We start from the raw sequence: 17,167 nt of genomic DNA, 5'->3' as shown, positions 1-17,167 counted from the left end.
CACCGCGGTGACGCGCCGCCGGCAAGGGGGACACCGGATGTTCAGAGATCGGGCGGGGCCGGTGCGACACACGTGAACCTGACGGATGGCGCCACCTTGTTCGTCGCGGCGATGGGGGCCGGTGCAATCAATGCGTTGGTGGGATCAGGATCCCTGATCACCTTTCCGACCTTGATCGCACTCGGTTACCCGCCGATCCTCGCCACGGTCTCCAACAACGTCGGCCTGGTGCCTGGCATGGCGGGTGCCGTGTACGGCTACCGTCGAGAACTGGCGGGTCAGACTGGGCTGTTGCTGCGGCTGGCGGGGGCGGCCGCGAGCGGCGCAATCATTGGCAGCCTGCTGCTGCTGGCCCTGCCGGCAGCGGTCTTCCGGCTGGTGGTGCCCGGCCTCATCGCCGTGGCGTGCGCGCTCGTCGTGCTGCAGCCCATACTGGCCCGACGCGTTGTCACCGGGCATGCGAGCAGCGGGCCTTGGCTTTGGATCGCAGTGTTCGGGACCGGGATCTACGGAGGATACTTCGGCGCTGCCCAGGGCGTGATCCTGATGGGAATTCTCGGTGCCTTCGTCGCTGAGAGCATCCAGCGGCTCAACGCCGTGAAGAACGCCATCGCCCTGATCGTCAACCTGGCGGCGGCCATCGTCTTCGTCGCCGTCACGACGGTGAACTGGGGCGTCGCTCTGGTGATCGCCGTGGGCTCCACCATCGGAGGGTTGCTCGGCTCCCGCTTCGGTCGTCTGCTTGCCCCCGCTGTGCTACGGGCGGCGATTCTCCTGGTCGGGGCATTCGCCATTGCCCACCTGGTTGTTCTGCAGTGAAGGATCCCATCACCCCGACGCATGTCCGAGGAGGGCGATCGGTCGGCCGCGCGCCTGCAACTGCTGGCCGCAAGAGGATAGATGAACCTCGGCATCCGACGGTCGTGGGCGGAGGCGGTGGTTCCGCGGTGGGCGGCGGTCAGCCGGATCGGGATGGTGAGGGGGTGGTGTCTGAGCTGGACGGGGCGGCCTGGCTGCGCGTCGTCCCGATCACCAGCAGGACGTATGCCGTCAGTTCCAGGACCGCGGTCAGAGCCGGGACGGGGGCTGGCAGGGAGAATGACGGGGTGATGGCGTCCCAGGCGAACAGGGCGGTGCGGCCGACGTGCACCGGCGTGGGGACGGCGTCGAGAGCGACGTCGAGGTGTGGCAGGGCGGCGAGCGCGAGTAGCGCGGCACCTGCGGCGGCGAGTCGCCGACCCTGGCGGGCAAGCAGTGCGGCCAGACCGATTGCTGCCACCGCAAGTGCAAGAGGCGTGAGGGTCGCCAGGCCCGCGGTGCTCACGGTCTCGACCGCGTCGTAGCCGGCACCCGCGGCGGCGCGCTGCGCGTCGCGGGTGCCGAAGAACACGTCACCCAGTCGCACGGCCGCATACCCGGTGACGAGCGCGGCCGGGAACGCTGCTACGGCGAGGACGTGCCGCCGCGGTCCGCCGCGCCAGGCGGCGAGGAGCAGGACAAGGACGAAGAGCAGCGGCCCCCATGTCAGACTGAGGCCGATCACGAAGCTCACCTGCATGTCGGGCTCGGCGTGACCGGAGGCCAGCCATCCGTGGATACCGGTGGAGACGGTCGGAACGGTGCGCACGGCGTCCACGACGAGTACGGTGAGCGCGGCCGGCAGTGCCCATTGGGGTGCCGACAGCGCGACGGGCAGGCTGTACGCCAGGAGCAGCAACAGGGCGAGGACCTCTGCGTAGCGCAGGAGCGGGTCACCGACCAGGATGCCGAGCGCGTGCACCGCGGCGAGGGTCATCGCAGCGGCAAGAAGCAGCGGTCGCACGACCGCAATCCGATTGGCACCGTGATGCGCTGCTGACTGCTGCCCGCCTGATGTCATGTCGCCGCTCGTCCCTACTCCGCGGGTCCTGATGAAAAGCTTTTCGGCTCGGTGGTGCAGACCGTCACGGGCCGGGTGTGGACGAGGGTGACGCCCTGTGCCAGCGAGGGCTGGGCGCTCGCGGTCCCCGAGGCGTGGGCCCCGGATGTCTTCCGCGCACGGCGCCGTGCCTCTCGTGCGACGCGACGGATCCCGATGGCCCGGTCCAGGCCTCCACGAAGGCGGAAGCCTGGACCGCGTTCACCGGTGGCGCATCGGCCACACCTGCATGAGATAGCGCTCGATGCCGGCGAGGGCCTTGACCGCGGCGATGGTCTCGTCGTCGTCATCGGTGTCCTCGGCCGCCTCCCGGATCTCGTCGGCACGTCGGCGCGCCTCTTCTCGGCCTCGATGGTGCACGGCGAAGGTGTACTCGCCGGGGCCGGCAGCCAGGTCGATCTCTTCGAGGCCCGCGGCGTCACCCAGGGTCCCCTGGTCGACCCGGACGACGCCTGCACGGGTGTGCAGCGGCAGCACCACCGGGCCGTGCCAGCCCTCGCCGGGCGGAGGCGGCTGTTCGTCGTGCACCTCGATCGTCAGATGACATGGGGCCAGCCAGTCGGCGGTAGTCACGACGATGACCCGTCCCGAACTGCCGGCGACCTGCCGGTGGGACTGCTCGATCGCCTCCCGAGCGTCGATGGTCGGGTCCCACTCCCGATCACGGATCTCGAACATCCGGTAGTCCGGATGAACGATCCCGGCGTGCCGAGCCAGCGTGCGCGCCATTCGAGGTGTCCTCCTTGCCGACGAGGTGACGCCGTCACCAGTGTGGCGCCACTCCCTGGCTGCCGGTGGCGTCAGGGCTCGACATAGAAGGCGTCCCAGTCGAGCAGGCGGTTGGCCTGATAGAAGGCGATACTCAGATAGGTGCGGCCGGCCGTTTGGTTGTCAGCGGAGGGAATCAACCGGGCCGAGCCGTGCCACGGCTGAGTCCCCTGGTTCGTCGCCGACCAGGCGCCCTCCTGGGTGCTGGCGAAGGGGTACTCGTCGCAGTCCAGGTTGGGGTCGCGAGCCCGGTCGCCCCAGACGTCGTTGCACACCTTGCCCGCAGCGTTCCGGTTCTTGTCCGTAGTCGCGTCGTCGAACAGCCGGTGCAGGGGCCGCTGGTCCAAGCCCCCATCCGCGCGGTATCGGCCGGGCGGGCTCTTCAGCGGGAACGACGGAAAGGTGCGGATCGGGCGCAGCAGCGCGTCCTCGATGTGGCGGGCGGTGTACATGACCTCACCGCTGCGCCCGTCGCGCGCGGCGAGCGCCCGGAGGTTGAAGGTGGGGATCACGTCGGAGAAGACCGTGCCGTGGTGCTTGCCCGCCTTCGCGCCGGCCGAGTCGAAGCGGACGGTGGCGCCGCCGGCCATGCCGGTCTCCGACCACGGCCGCACGTCCGGGCGGCCGGTGGTGACGATCGACATGTTCAGGCCGACGGCTGCGGAGATGGTCTTCAACGGGCCGTCGCCGGTGCTGTCCGGGGTGGTCCATGTGGCGCCGAAACGCCGGTCGGTCGCCAGTTCCCACTCCGTGATGGTCCGCGACGAGGCGCTGGGGTTGGGGGCGCAGACGATCTGGCTGGTGCAGCCGGTGATCTCCACGCGCAGGTCGGAGATGTTGCGTTCCTGGCCGCCCTTCGGCTCGAACGTGTCGAAGGTGAAGGTGAAGTCGACTTGCCTGCTCCCGTTGTGCGCCACCGCGAGCAGGGTGTAATCGAAGTCGACCTCGGCGAGCTTGGTGCCACCGCCGGGGATCGGGCTGTCGTTCTTCCTCAGTTCCACCTTGCGGTTGCCCCGCCAGCAGCGCAGGAAGCGGTCCTTCGCCCACCCGTACCTGGTCACTGCCTCCGGTCGGCTCTGGCACTCCCGCTTCAGGTCGTCCTCCGGGGTGGCCAGGGTGGCGCGCGTCGGTGCGGCCGACGGCAGCGGCGTGCTCGGCGCGGGGCGCAGCGCGTCGGCCGGGTCGAGCGCGGGCGGAGCGCTGGTCACCGTCCAGGACGACGAGGGGCCGTCGGCGGCGGCGACGCCCGGTAGGGCGGTGACAACCAGCGCGAGCGCCGTCGCCAACGGGGCCAGGGCGCGCCGTGCGGTGATACGCATCTGCATTCTCCTCATCGGTGTCGTCCTCGTATCAGCCGGTGCAGCCGGCGCCCAGGCAGCCGTGCAGCAGCACGCCGGTGCTGGCCTGGTAGACCAGCCGCCAGCCGCGGTAGGTGCGGGACGGGTCGGCGCCGAGGCTGCGGACCGTGCCGTCGCCGGTGACGACGTGCACGGCTTCGTCGGCGCGCACGTCGACGGGGAGCCGTACTCCGGTGTCCCGGGCGGCGACCGTGTCGGCCGCGACGACCGGGACCGCGGCGGAACGCGCGCCCCGAGCTCCGGCGGCGTTGACGGTTCGCGTGGCGGCGGTCCGGGCCTGGTCGAGCGTCATGCCCGGCTGGCCGGCGGCACGCGCGGTGGCGGCGGCGCGGCCGGTGAGGTTGCATACCTTGCGGGCCGCTACGCACGCGTGCAGGCCCGGCACCTGGGTGAGACAGCGGGAGGCGTCCGTCCGCAGGCACGCGGCCAGCCTCTGCTGGTCCACCCCGTTGTGGACGGCGGGCGGGGCCGCCGTTGTCGGCGCGGTCGCCGGCGTGGTCGCGGCGGCGACGGCCGGCTTGGTGACGTGGAACGCCTCGACGTGCTGCGGCGCGTCACGCTTCGTCGTACGTGCCAGAGCGAGGCAGTACGGCGGCTGGTTGTTGCCCTGACCGTCGCTGAAGTCCTCGTAGACCGGCGGTCCGCCGCACGTCTTCTGCACACCGGTCGCGGTCTCGGCGACGGTCGGCCGGCGCCACTGGCCTCCGGCGGTGAGCAGTTGGGTGCGGTAATCCAGCGGCTGGGCGAGCTGGGTGAGGTTGAGGTTACGGATGTACATGCCGACCTCGCCGGTGCGCATCCGACCGCCCTGCTGCAGTTTGGTGGTGCCGACCGGGTTGTAGTCGTAGAGCACGTCCCACTGGCCGGCGTTGCCGGTGCCCAGCAGCAGGTAGGTATGCATCTGCCGGTTGGCGGTGCGGGAGCCGTTGTCGACGCCGCCGTCCCAGGTGCCCGGCACGGCGTGGTACTCCTCCCGGCCGTTGCCGTTCTCCAGCCAGTAGGCGCTGTAGGCGGTGCTGCCGTCGTAGCGGGCTGGGCCGTCGGCCTGCCAGCCGAACTCCACGCTGCCGCCGCGGCTGTTGCCGCCCTGCGCGTCGATCGGCTGGATGCCCAGGTACGCGCGGGCGGTGTTGCTCAGCAGCCGCTCCTCCGGCTTCTGGTAGCCGACGGTCAGGCTCTCGTTGCGCCAAGCGGACATGAAGCCCTGCAGGTTCTCACCCGCCGCGACGCACATCCGGCCGAGCACCTGCCACTCGCGGGTGCGCACGGTGCACCCGTCGAGGCCGGTGCGCATCTGCCAGCGCTGCCAGGTGTGAAAGGAGCCGCCACACGGGCCGAGCTGCAGCGGCGGCATGGCCGCCGCCGCCAGCTGCGGGTCCATCTCCCCCTCACCGGTCTCGACGCACCGACCGCCGGTCACGCTGACTACCCGGAACCCGTCGTAGTTGCCGGCGTCGGTGGCCCCGCGCGGCACCGACCACTGCTGCCGGGCCGAGTTCGCGGCGCAGGTGGCGATTACCAGGATCGAGGTGGCCGTGTCGTTGGCCCGGGCAAGACATTTCCCCGTCACCGGGTTCCGGATCGAGAACACGAACGTCTTACCGGCGACCGGGTCGAACACCCAACGCTGCCGGGCCACCGCCGCGCCGGCCAGCCCCACCTGGTACTCGGTGATGGTCACCGGCGACCCGTCCGCCGTGCCGTTGCCGCCCACGTGCCACACCATGCCGGCCTCACCGAACCCACTACTGATCGCCACCGATTCGCGGGTGGGGGCGGGCTGGCTGGGGACCGGACCCGAGCCTGGACGGGGGCTCGCGGTAGCCGTCGAAGCGGGACCCAAAGCCGCAACCGCGACCAGGGCCACGCCAGCAGCCAACCAGCGGAATCGCCGGATCGTCGTTGTTCTGTGCACGCCTGCGTCGCCTCCCCGAGCGTGGCGCTCCGCGCTGACGATCGGTACCTCCGCCAGCGCCGAAGCGTTGATCGCAGGGAAGCTACATCCATCGCTTTCGACCCTCTACCCGGCGCTGTTCATCTTTCCGACGCATCTGTCAAAGCTCCTAATGAGTGGCCGTTCATGATTTGACGGACTCCGGCCGGTGAGACATTTCTCATGTTGGTGCCCGCATGGGCACCACTCGTACGTGGCCAACGCGACGACCTGGCGGTCGCCCCGGGGAGCAAGGTCGGCGGCTACCCGGCTGGACGCTGGAGCAGTACGAGCGGCACCGCACCCAGCCGACTTGCCAACCCGAACCTCATTACGACGCATCGAGCCACCGCACCACCACCCCGCCCGCCACCGGTCGCCGCCGCCGGCGCGCTGGGTGAACCGGACGTCTCCGAACGTGCGGCCGCGGGGCCTTGACTGTCCGGCGGTAGCGGGCGTTGAGCGACTCGATCGCGTTGGTGGAGCAGATGACGCTGCGGATCTCCAGGTCGTAGTCGAGGAACGGGATGAACTCGGCCAGATCGACGACACGGCGGGTGTCGGCGCCCAGCGCGCGTCCTGGCCGCGATCACCGCGACCGGACGCCTGCTCGAACCGCCGACACCCGCCGTGGCAGCCGCCCGGCCGTCTACGGGGTTGCCGTGCAGGGCTGCCCAGCGCAGGTGTCGACGAGCTCGCCGGTGGCGAGGAACCGGGCGATCATCGCCCGGATCTGCGGCGAGTTGGCCGGATGACCGTGCGGGTCGAGGCCGGCTCGGGGCGGGACGTTGCCGGCCGGTGGCGCCGGCGAACCGCTGTCCACCACCACCAGCGCGCTGCCGGCGTAGGGCAGGGTGGGCACGGCCGGGATGCCCCAGAACGGTGCGGCGTCCGCGCTGCGTCCGGGGGCCAGTGCCGGGGTACGCAGCCCCGCGCCGATGCTGCGCGCCATCACCTCGGTCGCCACGTTGGCCACCTGGTGGTCGCCGAACGCCTCGATGAGGATCACCCGCTTCGCCGGCGTGTTGGGCAGCGGGTCACGGGTCAGGTGGTTGAGGTAGCCGTTCGCCTCTCCGCGGTCCCAGACCAGTTGTGCCAGCCCGAGGATGAGCTGACGATCCAGCGGGTCGGGATACGCGGTGCCGAAGACCGGCAGGAACTGGTCGAAGTCCACGCTGCGGTTCAGCAGGGTGGAGTAGTTGGCCCCGGGTACGCCCAGCGAGCAGCGGGTCAGGTCGGTGGCCACGGCGCAGAGGGCACCGCCGAGGATGCCTCCCTGGCTGTTGCCGAGGTAGACGAGCTGGCCGGACCCGGCGCGGAACAGAGCGCCGCCGTCGCGGAACGCCGAGCGGGTGCTGAGCCCGCCCCAGGTGTGGGTGAGCGCCCGGCCGAGGAAGAGGAAGTTGAGGAATCCCTGCTGGGTGCGGTCCGGGATCGACGGGAACTGCGAGAAGTCCCCAAGGGAGTAGATGACGTTGGGAACGTCCTCGGTGGCCATGCCGATCCAGGCGGTGGCGCACAGCATGGTGTTCGACTCGTTGGCGTACTGCCGCAGCCGGCTCTGATCGATCTCGAGCGGGGACCCGAGCAGGCCGTGACCGTAGAGGGCCGGCCGGGCGGGGGTGCCGGCGCTCGCCGAGCGGGGGATGTTGCAGTGGAACTTCGCCAGCTGGGTGTTCACGCCCTCCTGCTCGGGCAGCCCGTCGTCGCCGGTGTTCAGCCAGGAGCCGGGCGGTCCGAGCGAGTTGTTGAGGTAGCTGGGCACCACCACGGTCCCCGCGACCTGCCGCCGGATGTACGGGTCGGTCTCGGCGGACCGGTCGGTGACGGCGTCGATGGTGACCGCCGGAGCGAAGATGCTCAGCCGGCGGAACGCCTCGTCGCGCATGTGGGTGATGCGGCCGGTCAGCCCACGCCGGCTGGCTACGGTGAAGTCCCAGGCGAGGTGGAGTTCGGCGGTGTCGACGCCGGCCGCGGCGAGGGAGCCGAGAGCACGTTGCGTGTACTGCCAGCGGCGGTGCAGTGCCGCGTCGGCTGGGGGAGTGGGGGCGCGCAGGACCGTGAAGGTCTCCGACGCGGCGACCGGGGCGCCGGTGGCGGTGCGGAGCCGGCGCAGCCCGACGACGTACCGGGTGTTCTCGTCGAGGTTGCGGGCGGGCCGGATGATCAGTGCCTGCCGGTCGGGCCGGTCAGCGGCGCCGGCGTCCAGCTCGGCCCAGTAAGGCTGTCGCGCCCCGGTCCGGGTGTTGATCAGCACGATCGGGGCGTCGGCGGCGAGGGAGCGGCCGATGTCGGTGGCCGGGGCGAGGCCGGTCGACGCGGCGTCGAGCCCGGGGACGTGCACGAGCAGCGCGGATCCGGGGGAGAAGCCGTCGCTGCGGTTCCATTCCCAGGGGTTGATCCGGGTGCCGAGGACGTTTGCCGGCATGTCGGCTCGGTCGAGGTTGAGCCGGATGCCGGTGTCGGTGCTCGGGTCGGCGACGGTGTGCACGTCGCTGGGGAAGGGCAGCAGGCAGCCGGCCGGGTCACAGGCGGCGGGTCCGGCCGCGTGGGCGGGTGGGGCTGCGACGGTCCCGGCGGCGAGCAGTAGCACCAGTGGCAGCAGTCGAGAGAGGCGACGCGGGGGGCGGGAGCGCATGGGAACCTCCGGGGCGGGGTTACCGGTGGGTATCCGCCATGAGACACCCGATAGAGACACCCGTCAATGCCAGCGGCCGGCCTTCGTGTGCACCACGATGGTCGTGCGCCATGCTGTCTGTGCGGAGCGAGCGTCGGAGCCTCTGCGTCGAACCTGTTCGGGTGGTCCCCAGGCCGCGAGAAACGGTCGCCCGGTCACGATCTTCTCCGCCCACGTGGCGCCCGAAGCGCTGGCAGCCCGGACCCCAGCAACCTGCCGGATGAGTCCTCACAACCGACGGATTACACGATCAACGTGCAAAGACGAGGCACTAGCCGACGGTGACGGACTGACCGCCTGCGGGCAGTCCTTCCCCGGCCGCGTTGACCGAGCACACGGCCACGGTGTACGAGTGGCCGCTGACCAGGCCGGACAACCGGATCGAGCGGCCGGTGGTGGACTTCGTCGACACGATGGCGCCCGGCACCGAGTTGTCCAGGTAGTAGACGACGTACGTGTGCACGGTCTCGCTGTACGGCCCGGTCGCGGCGTCCCAGCGTACGTCTATGTAGCCCGGCCCGGGCGTCGCGACGATGTTCGGCGGACCGGCCGCAGTCTGCTGGTTGGCGACGGTGGCGGAAGCGATCGGCGACGGCCCGCTGACCTGCCCGTCGCCGCGAGTGGCCACGACGTAGAACTCGTAGGTGTGGCCGGGTATCACCCACCTGGCGCCCCACGAGTCGGCCGGAATCTGCAACGGCAGCGCCTTGAACGCCTCGCCGGCAGTGGCGTCGCGCTGATAGAACCAGTAGCCGCCGGCGCCGAACGAGTGCTGCCACTCCAGGTCGATCCCGGCGGCGGTGAGCTTGGCCCGCATCCAGCCGGGCGCGGCGGGCACCAGGGGCGCGATGGTCCCGGACGGGGTGCTGTAGGTGGCGCCGACCTGGAACTGGTTCCACAGGACGTTGGCGAACGCCTTGGCGATCTTGTGTTCGCCCTGTGGGTTCGGGTGCAGGCCGTCATAGGCGTCGGTGTACGGGTTGTAGCCGGTGGCGAAGTCCACCAGCCGTACCGGTGACGCCGTCGTGTTCAGCGCCTGCAACGCGGGCCCCAGCTTGGCGTTGTACGCGCTGATCTTGGTACCCAGGTCCGGTTGCACGTCCAGTGGTGTGCGTTGGGGCACGTTGGCGACCAGGATGCGGATGTCGGACTTGGCGGCCCGGGCGTTGGTGATCAGGGTACGCATGTCGGCGATCAGCCCGTCCGGGTTGGACACGCCCCAGCCCAGGTCGTTGAATCCGAGCTCGACCAGCAGGTAGGTCGGCTGGTACTGACTCACCCGCGAGTAGATGTCGTTCTTGGCCTGGTGTGCCTGGCGTCCCCACTGGGCGAAGTGGTCGCTGTCGAAGGTGAGCCCGTCGCGGTAGACCCCGTTGAAGTACGGTGGCGCCGACTCCTCGGGGTAGTTGGCCGGCTGGCTCCTCGGCAGCCGGGTGGTGCCGCGGTAGGGGCCGACGAAGGTCACGTCGCGACCGGCTGACTTCAAGTGTTGGGCGAGCCGGTAGCGCCAGGTGTAGTCGCCCTCGAGACCCTGGCTGATCGAGTCACCGACCACCATGATCGAGTCGACGAGCGGCCCGATGCTGGACGGTATCGTCAGCTCGGCCCACATCTGCTTGTGGTCCGAGTGCGGCGACGACACCACGGTCGCTGAGTGGACCGTCGCCGCCGGCGGCACGAACAGGTAGTCGTACTTGTTGATGCCGTGGGTGTTCGGGCCGCCTCGGCACCAGTTCTGCTCTCCGCCGGATCCGAGATAATAGACTTTGATCTCGTTGCGACAGGGGCTGAACGCCTCCTTGAACGCGCCGTGCGCCTCCTGGGTCGGTACGCCTCCGTAGCCACTGTGGTAGAGGTTGCTGGTCGCCTGCGAGATCGGGTCGTCGTTGAGGTCGCCACCGAGCAGCACGGTGTAGCTGGAGTAGTCGGTCGCCAGCACCCGCTTGACCTCTGCCGCCTCCCGCCGACGCTGCTCGACGTTCTCACCCGAGGCGACGAGGTGCGCGGTGCAGACCACCAGCATCCTGGCGACGGATCGCAGGCACAGCATCTCCCGCTTCTCCGCGCCTTCCAGCGCGCCCAGGTCATGCGCCACGGGCTGCGGGTTGACCAGGACGCCCGTGTTGTAAATGATGGCGTTGCCGAACGGCGATTCGTGCTTGCAGTTCGCCACCTGGCCGCTGCCGTTTCGGATCGGGTCGAAGCGCACCGTGTACGTGTCCGGCAGTTGCGCTTCGATCCGTTCCAGCCAGTCCAGACAGCCCTCGTTGATGGTCAGGAACCCGAGCTGTGGCACCCGCCGGTTGATGTCCTGGGCCAGCGCATCGGCTACCTCATCACCCTTGACGCCGTGCTGTGGATGGCCACCGGCCATGTTGAACTGTCCGGCGATCAGGGTTAGCGTGCCCGCCGTGCGAACGTTTGGCTGCGTTTCGGCCGAGGGCGCCGCGGTCGCGGTCGGCGTGCCGACCAGACCTCCGGCCACGGTGAGCAGTAACGCAACGACGAGCGGCCTGAGCCTCACCGGTTCCCCCAAACTGTGTGGGGGACGCAAACGCGACGAGCGCGCCCCCCGGTCACGTCGTGCCGGGAATCATCCTTGCCGATGCCTCGTGCGGCTGCAATAGGCAGCCACGAATACCCTTCCGGGATCCGTCTGCGGTGAATGTCAGAGGCGGAGTGTGCGGTGGATCTGGTTGATGCAGAAGGGTTGCACGGTGTCCCCGCCTTGCCGGTACACCGCTGGAGACGGGTCGTAGGGGGCGTGTCCCCTATGGATCAGCGCGGAGAAGAAGACGACGGGCTCCTTCTCCAGGCCCTCCTTGCTCAAGGTGGGCCACCGCCGGACACCCCGAACGACATCCGGATCGGCTCGGCGTTGCGCCGCCGTCGACCGGGTCACCATGTTCGCGACACACCACTAGCCGGCGGTCAGGCGGGCAGTTCCGGGAGAGGACCGGCGGCGACCAGCGCGGCGAGCGTGAGGGGTTGGTCGCCGTCGCTGTGCCCGAGGACGACGGCAAGGCGCCGGTCCGGCATCTGGCTGGGCACCCAGACGTGCAGGTCGCCGGCTTCCAGCTGCTCGGTCCACTCCGGGTCCCGCAGGCCGGTGAGGTCCGGCCCTTCAAGGCCATGAACGACGGTCACGGCACCCATCCTCACCGCAAGCCGCCGAACTGCCCAGAGACATCCGGGCTGTCGAGGTGATCGCACGCCCATGTGCTGCCGGACGGACTCGGGTGCGGAGACGATGACTGCGTCGAGGCGCTCACCGCGCTCGCCGCCGCAGCTCGGACCTGTGGTGGACGGGCGACGGTGCTGACGATGTCGGCCTGAGCCCGGGTGGCCGACTGCGGGTGGTCCCGCCGATCACCAGGCGCAGGGCGCGTAGTCCTTCAGGAAGCAGCCGTACAGGTCTTCGCCCTGTTCGCCGCGGACGATCGGGTCGTAGACCCGGGCCGCGCCGTCGACCAGGTCCAGCGGGGCGTGGAAGCCGGCGTCCGCCAGCCGCATCTTCGTCGGGTGGGGTCGCTCGTCGGTGATCCAGCCGGTGTCGACGCTGGTCATGAGGATGCCGTCGGCCAGCATCTCCTGGGCGCTGGTGCGGGTCAGCATGTTCAGCGCGGCCTTGGCCATGTTGGTGTGCGGGTGCCCCGGCCCCTTGTAGCCGCGGGCGAACTGGCCCTCCATCGCCGACACGTTCACCACGTACTTGCGGCGGGCGGTCGCTGCGGCCATCGCCGGTCGCAGCCGGCTGACCAGCACGAACGGCGCGGTCACGTTGCACAGCTGCACTTCGAGCAGTTCGACCGGGTCCACCTCGTGCACCCGCTGCACCCAGCTGTTGACGGGGTCGAGGTCCGGCACCAGACCGCCGGCGTCGATTGCGGTTGCTGCCGCGACCCGTTCCGGCGAGGCGGAGCCGCTGGTCAGCGCCAGCGCGGTGAGCGCCTGCGGGGTGATCGCCGGCTGCGGCGAAGCGGTCAGGCTGCCCGCCGGGTCGCTCCGGCCGGCCGGTTTGGCGAACGTGATCATCTCCGGCAGCGGGCCGTCCGGCAGGGCTGCTGCCTCCGCGGCGACGAGCTGCGCGTACGCCCCGGGAGTGCGGCGAACGGTCTGCGCCGCGTTGTTGATCAGGATGTCGAGTGGTCCCTGGCTGCTGACCGAGTCAGCGAGGGCGATCACCTGGGCGGGGTCGCGCAGGTCGATCCCGACGATCCGCAGGCGGTGCAGCCAGTCCGCGCTGTCGGGCATCGCGGCGAATCGACGGACCGCGTCGTGTGGGAACCGCGTGGTCACCGTGGTGTGCGCGCCGTCGCGCAGCAGCCGCAGCGCGATGTACATGCCGATCTTCGCCCGGCCGCCGGTGAGCAGCGCGCGCCGGCCGGTCAGGTCGGTGCGGGCGTCCCGGCGCTCCCGGTTGAGCGCGGCGCAGGGCGGGCAGAGCTGGTGATAGAAGGCGTCCACCTCGCGGTAGCGCTGCTTGCAGACGTAGCAGCCGCGCGGGTTGTGCAGGAAGCCGGCGGTGGTACCGACGGTGGGGGAGGCGAGCGGGATGCCCTGGGTCTCGTCGTCGATCCGGCCAGGGGCGCCCGTGGCGGTGGCTGCCGTCACCGCGCGGTCGGCCGCCACGATGGCATTGCGCCGTTCCTCACGTCGCCGCTGCTTGATCACCTTGTAGAGCTTCGCGGTGGCCCGTTGCACCCGCACCACGTCGGGGTGATCGGGAGGTAGGTCCTCCAACGCCTCAAAGACGCTGAGACAGGTCTCCAGGCGGGCGCGATCAATGCCGTGGTGACTGTTTTCAGTAATGTTGTCCGCCGTCATGCCGCCGCTGTCTCATCCCGTTCCCTGCGCCGGATCTTCCCGGCCCACCCCAAGTCCGACCCGGAACTGTACGCACCGCACGACCCTTGACGCATCCCGCGTCGGCTCATCAGCCCAGAGACCGTCGAGGCCGACCTCGTCCGGGTCCGCCGAACCTTGCATCTCCAGCCACGCCGACCATCGGGCCGACCACGGGCGAGATTCGTTTCAGCGCGCACCGTTTGCGTTTCTGCTTGGTAGGTGAGTCGGAGTCCGAATTACGGACCGGCGGCGGACCGACGAGGGGTCGCCGCTGGCCGGCAGCCTACGGCTGCGTGGACGAAGGTCAGCTTCCTAGCGTGCGTACCGCAGTCGACGACACCGCGGCCAGCTCGGGCTGCGCAGGCAGCAATACCGTGGGGACACCCAGCGATTCATTCATCGCGGCGAGCTGGTACTCGGCCTGAAGGTCGGTGGTGTTACGCACGCCGCGGACGATCACTCCTACCTCATGGAGACGGCAGTAGGTGGAGGTCAGTCCGCTCCAGGCCACAACGGTGACGGAGGTCCACTCGACCGGCAGATCGGCCCGAACAGCGGCCGCTCGCTGCTCTTCGTCGGTGCCCGGATGCTTGGTGCTGTTGACCGCGACGAGCACGACCACTTCGTCGAAGAGGTCGCGTGCCCGGTTCACCACATCCAGATGCCCGGCAGTGAAGGGATCGAAGGTGCCGGGGTAGACGGCTCGCACGCGTACCCGACCGGGGGTGCGGGCTGCCGGACGTGGCCCTGTCGACGGTTCGGGTGTCACGGCCGCCGCCCTCAGCGCGCGGTGCCACCCGGTCGACCCGGGCCAGTCCCGGAGGGCCGGTGACCGACGCGTGGAGCCCGTACCACGGGGGAGGTGCCAGACGCCGGGCGGAAATCCCGCGCCGCGCCGGCCACCGTCTCGTCGGGATCACGTTCGAGGGCCCGCCGGATGTGCGGCGGAATGACCTCGGACTGTGCCATCGCCAGTCGGACCTGCACCGAACGGTCGTCAACCAGGCGTTCCAGATCCTCCTCGTCCAGCTCGACCGCGCGGACCAGCGCGGCACGGACGTCGACCACGGGGTCCTGGGCAAGCGCGCTGCGCTGCTCGGCGGTGGTCCGCGGGTTGCGGGCGACCCCCTTGCGTACGCGTGCGGTGCGATCGGCCATCAGGGCGGTGATCACCTCAGGGTCGTGGGTGTGGGTGGCGAGTCGTTCCCGTACCTCGGGTGAGACGTCGTCGATCAGCCTGGCGGCCAGATCGGGCTCCAACTCCCGCGTCTCGGCGAGAAGGCCACGAAGCTCCTTGTCGGGTGCCTCTGACATGACCCGGCGCACCGACTCGTCGCAAGCGGGGTTGCCGGCGACCGCCCAGCGGACCCACCGGTCGGCGTCTTTGACCAGGCGCAGGAGGTTGCCGACCGAGGTCGAAGGGTTTCTCGCCACGGCCTCCCGGACCTGACGATCATGGTCCCGGGCCAGCGGTCGCAGTGCCTGGGCGGGTGCGTCGGTCCGGGCCGCGACCGTCTTACGGACCACGGCCGACGGGTCGGACGCCAGGTCGATGAGGGTCAGCTGTGGCGTTGCGGGGTCCTGCGCGAGGGCGAGCCGCGCGTCGACGCTCCCACCGGCCGCACGGTGGTCGGTGGTATCTGACCCGCTGTGACGATCGGGCCCGCCGACGTCCTGCTGCTTCCCCATGGGCGCAATCATGTCACGGGCCCATTGCGGCAGTGCGAGCCTGACCAGCGCGTTGGCGATGCACGGTTGCCAACCCCGGGCTGATCATGGAACAGCCCCGAGAAGTGGCGGCCGGTAACCTTCTCGCCCAGCCGTCCGAGCCGTGCGCCGTCCTCGGGCAGGCGCTGCCCGTCGAGCGCCTGCAGCGCGGCCATGACGCGCCGACCGGCACGTCACGGCCGCACTGATCGGACAGGTCGCGAGCCAGTTCCGGGATTGCGTCCCCCCGTGCGGAGCAACCCGAGCAGCCTCTCGACAGTCCCGTCGGCATCGGCGACGACGAATGATTCCCGCACGTCGTACCCCACCTGGATGTCCGTCCCGGAGCATTGGACGTGACCCTCGCACCACTGATCACAAGTCCGTCATCAAGGCGCCGAGTCGCGGCGGCGCGCGGGCTGGCAGAAAGATCATGTCGACCCGGTGACGGTCGGCCACGTAGCTGGTCACCGCGTGGGCGACGCGACGTCACCCGGCGTCGGGGGTGCGCTCCGCTGCCGCGCGGGCAGGAGCAGGCTCACCGCGGCGATCGCCAGGGCGACTCCGACCGCCAGGCCGAAGACCAGCTCATATCCGGCGGCCAGTGCCTCGGGCGAGGAGCGCGCGCTGTCGTGCGCGGCGGCCCGGGCGGCGGCCGCGGTCGCGAACACCGCGAGCGCCACCGAACCGCCGACCTGGCCGGCGGTGTTGGCCAGGCCGCCGACGATGCCTGCGTCGTGCGGCGCGACATCGGCGGTCGTCGACGCCATCAGCGCCGGGAACACCAGGCCGATGCCGATCGCGACGAGCAGGGTCGGGGTCAGGACGCCGACGACGTAACGGCTGCCCGCGTCGGCCTGCGAGAGCCAGCCGAACCCGGCCACGAAGCACGCGCACCCGGCCAGCACCAGCGGGCGCGCGCCGGTCCGTGAAAGCCGGCCGGCGGCGAACCGGGCGACCACCACGAACATGACCGCGGCCGGTGTCTGTCCCAGCCCGGCGCCGAGCGCGCGGTAACCCAGCACGTTCTGCATGAACAGCGAGGTGAAGAACCACATCGCGATGGCGATGCCGCCGAACAGCAGGAGCATCGCGTTGCTGACCGCAACGCTTCGGTTCGTGAACAGCCGCAGGGGCATCATCGGCGCCGTCGCGAACCGCTTCTCCACCACCAGGAACGCCACCAGCAGGAGCACACCGGCCAGGACCGGGACGAGCACCTGCGGGGATCCCCACTCGTGATCGGCGGTCTGCATGACGCCGTAGACCAGCGCCGTCAGGCCGGCCGTGCCGGTGATCGCACCGGCCAGGTCCAGCGACTCGCGCCGGCCGGCCCGCGCGATCAGCGACGTCATCGCCACCGCGACCAGCACCACCCCGATCGGTACGTTGATCAGGAAGACCCACCGCCAGGAGAGCCCGGCCGTCAGCACACCGCCGGCCACTGCACCGACCATGCCGCCGACGCCGCCCGCGGCGACCACGCCCCGAACGCCCGGGCGCGTTCCGGCCCCTCGGAGAAGCAGGTGGTGACCACGGCAAGGGTGGCCGGGGCCAGCATGGCGCCGCCCAGACCCTGCACCGCCCGGGCGGCGACCAGCATCTCCGGGTCGGTCGCCAGGCCCGCGGCCAGGCTGGCCAGGGAGAAGAGGGCGAGCCCGGACACCAGCATGCGGCGGTGACCGAACAGGTCGGCCGCGCGGCCGCCCAGGAGCATGAAGCCGGCGAACGCCAGCACGTAGCCGTTCACCACCCAGGCCAGCCCGGTGTCGGTGAACCCGAGGTCGCGCTGCACCGACGGCAGCGCGACGTTGACGATCGACACGTCGAGAATCACCATGAACTGGCAGGCGCACGCCAGTGCGAGCACCAGCCAGGCCGGGCCGGTGTACGGCGTGACCGGCTGGTTCTCGGTGCGGGTACTCGTCATGACTTCCTCCGCTTCGCCGGCTCGCGGC

The 17,167-nt window shown here is 70.5% G+C and carries 12 protein-coding genes and 2 pseudogenes; 1 reads left to right on the top strand and 13 read right to left on the bottom strand.

The window, feature by feature from the left end; genetic code table 11:
- Positions 1-72: 72 nt before the first annotated feature.
- Positions 73-819, top strand: a complete 747-nt coding sequence (locus tag ACSNN7_RS07020; protein WP_436679829.1) for a sulfite exporter TauE/SafE family protein — start codon at positions 73-75, stop codon at positions 817-819.
- A 139-nt stretch (positions 820-958) separates the two neighbouring features.
- On the opposite strand, the gene ACSNN7_RS07015 is transcribed toward ACSNN7_RS07020, so the two are convergent.
- From ACSNN7_RS07015 to ACSNN7_RS06955, 13 genes and pseudogenes are all read right to left on the bottom strand, one after another.
- Positions 959-1,822, bottom strand: coding sequence for a hypothetical protein (locus ACSNN7_RS07015; RefSeq protein WP_436679828.1), 864 nt, complete (start codon positions 1,820-1,822; stop codon positions 959-961).
- Between the two features lie 297 nt (positions 1,823-2,119).
- The gene (locus tag ACSNN7_RS07010) at positions 2,120-2,647 is read right to left on the bottom strand and encodes a hypothetical protein (RefSeq protein ID WP_436679827.1); all 528 of its coding nucleotides are present in this window, start codon (positions 2,645-2,647) and stop codon (positions 2,120-2,122) included.
- 71 nt (positions 2,648-2,718) lie between these two features.
- On the bottom strand, positions 2,719-4,005 hold the full coding sequence (locus tag ACSNN7_RS07005; protein ID WP_436679826.1) for a NucA/NucB deoxyribonuclease domain-containing protein: 1,287 nt from the start codon (positions 4,003-4,005) through the stop codon (positions 2,719-2,721).
- A 31-nt stretch (positions 4,006-4,036) separates the two neighbouring features.
- On the bottom strand, positions 4,037-5,803 hold the full coding sequence (locus ACSNN7_RS07000) for an RICIN domain-containing protein (protein ID WP_436679825.1): 1,767 nt from the start codon (positions 5,801-5,803) through the stop codon (positions 4,037-4,039).
- Positions 5,804-6,407: 604 nt separating this feature from the next.
- Positions 6,408-6,509 (bottom strand): annotated as a pseudogene (locus ACSNN7_RS06995) (transposase); the annotation flags it as partial.
- 117 nt (positions 6,510-6,626) lie between these two features.
- Positions 6,627-8,615 (bottom strand): hypothetical protein, encoded by a 1,989-nt coding sequence (locus tag ACSNN7_RS06990; RefSeq protein ID WP_436679824.1) that lies wholly within the window; start codon positions 8,613-8,615, stop codon positions 6,627-6,629.
- A 310-nt stretch (positions 8,616-8,925) separates the two neighbouring features.
- The gene (locus ACSNN7_RS06985) at positions 8,926-11,028 is read right to left on the bottom strand and encodes a GDSL-type esterase/lipase family protein (RefSeq protein WP_436679823.1); all 2,103 of its coding nucleotides are present in this window, start codon (positions 11,026-11,028) and stop codon (positions 8,926-8,928) included.
- A 557-nt stretch (positions 11,029-11,585) separates the two neighbouring features.
- Positions 11,586-11,801: a hypothetical protein gene (locus ACSNN7_RS06980; RefSeq protein WP_436679822.1), complete on the bottom strand. Its 216-nt coding sequence runs from the start codon at positions 11,799-11,801 to the stop codon at positions 11,586-11,588.
- Positions 11,802-12,023: 222 nt separating this feature from the next.
- Positions 12,024-13,481, bottom strand: coding sequence for an SDR family NAD(P)-dependent oxidoreductase (locus ACSNN7_RS06975; protein ID WP_436679821.1), 1,458 nt, complete (start codon positions 13,479-13,481; stop codon positions 12,024-12,026).
- A gap of 325 nt (positions 13,482-13,806) precedes the next feature.
- Entirely contained in the window at positions 13,807-14,211 is a 405-nt protein-coding gene (gene coaD, locus ACSNN7_RS06970; RefSeq protein ID WP_436679820.1) for a pantetheine-phosphate adenylyltransferase, read from the bottom strand.
- A 71-nt stretch (positions 14,212-14,282) separates the two neighbouring features.
- Complete coding sequence (locus ACSNN7_RS06965) at positions 14,283-15,191, bottom strand: hypothetical protein (RefSeq protein ID WP_436679819.1); 909 nt, start codon at positions 15,189-15,191, stop codon at positions 14,283-14,285.
- A gap of 8 nt (positions 15,192-15,199) precedes the next feature.
- Entirely contained in the window at positions 15,200-15,385 is a 186-nt protein-coding gene (locus ACSNN7_RS06960; protein ID WP_436679818.1) for a hypothetical protein, read from the bottom strand.
- A 291-nt stretch (positions 15,386-15,676) separates the two neighbouring features.
- Positions 15,677-17,049: pseudogene (locus tag ACSNN7_RS06955) on the bottom strand (MFS transporter).
- Between the last annotated feature and the right edge of the window lie 118 nt (positions 17,050-17,167).

This window comes from Micromonospora sp. URMC 105 (assembly GCF_051386295.1).
Lineage (GTDB): Bacteria > Actinomycetota > Actinomycetes > Mycobacteriales > Micromonosporaceae > Micromonospora.
The sequence above is the reverse complement of the archived record's forward strand: the minus strand, read 5'-3'. Positions and strand labels throughout refer to the sequence as shown.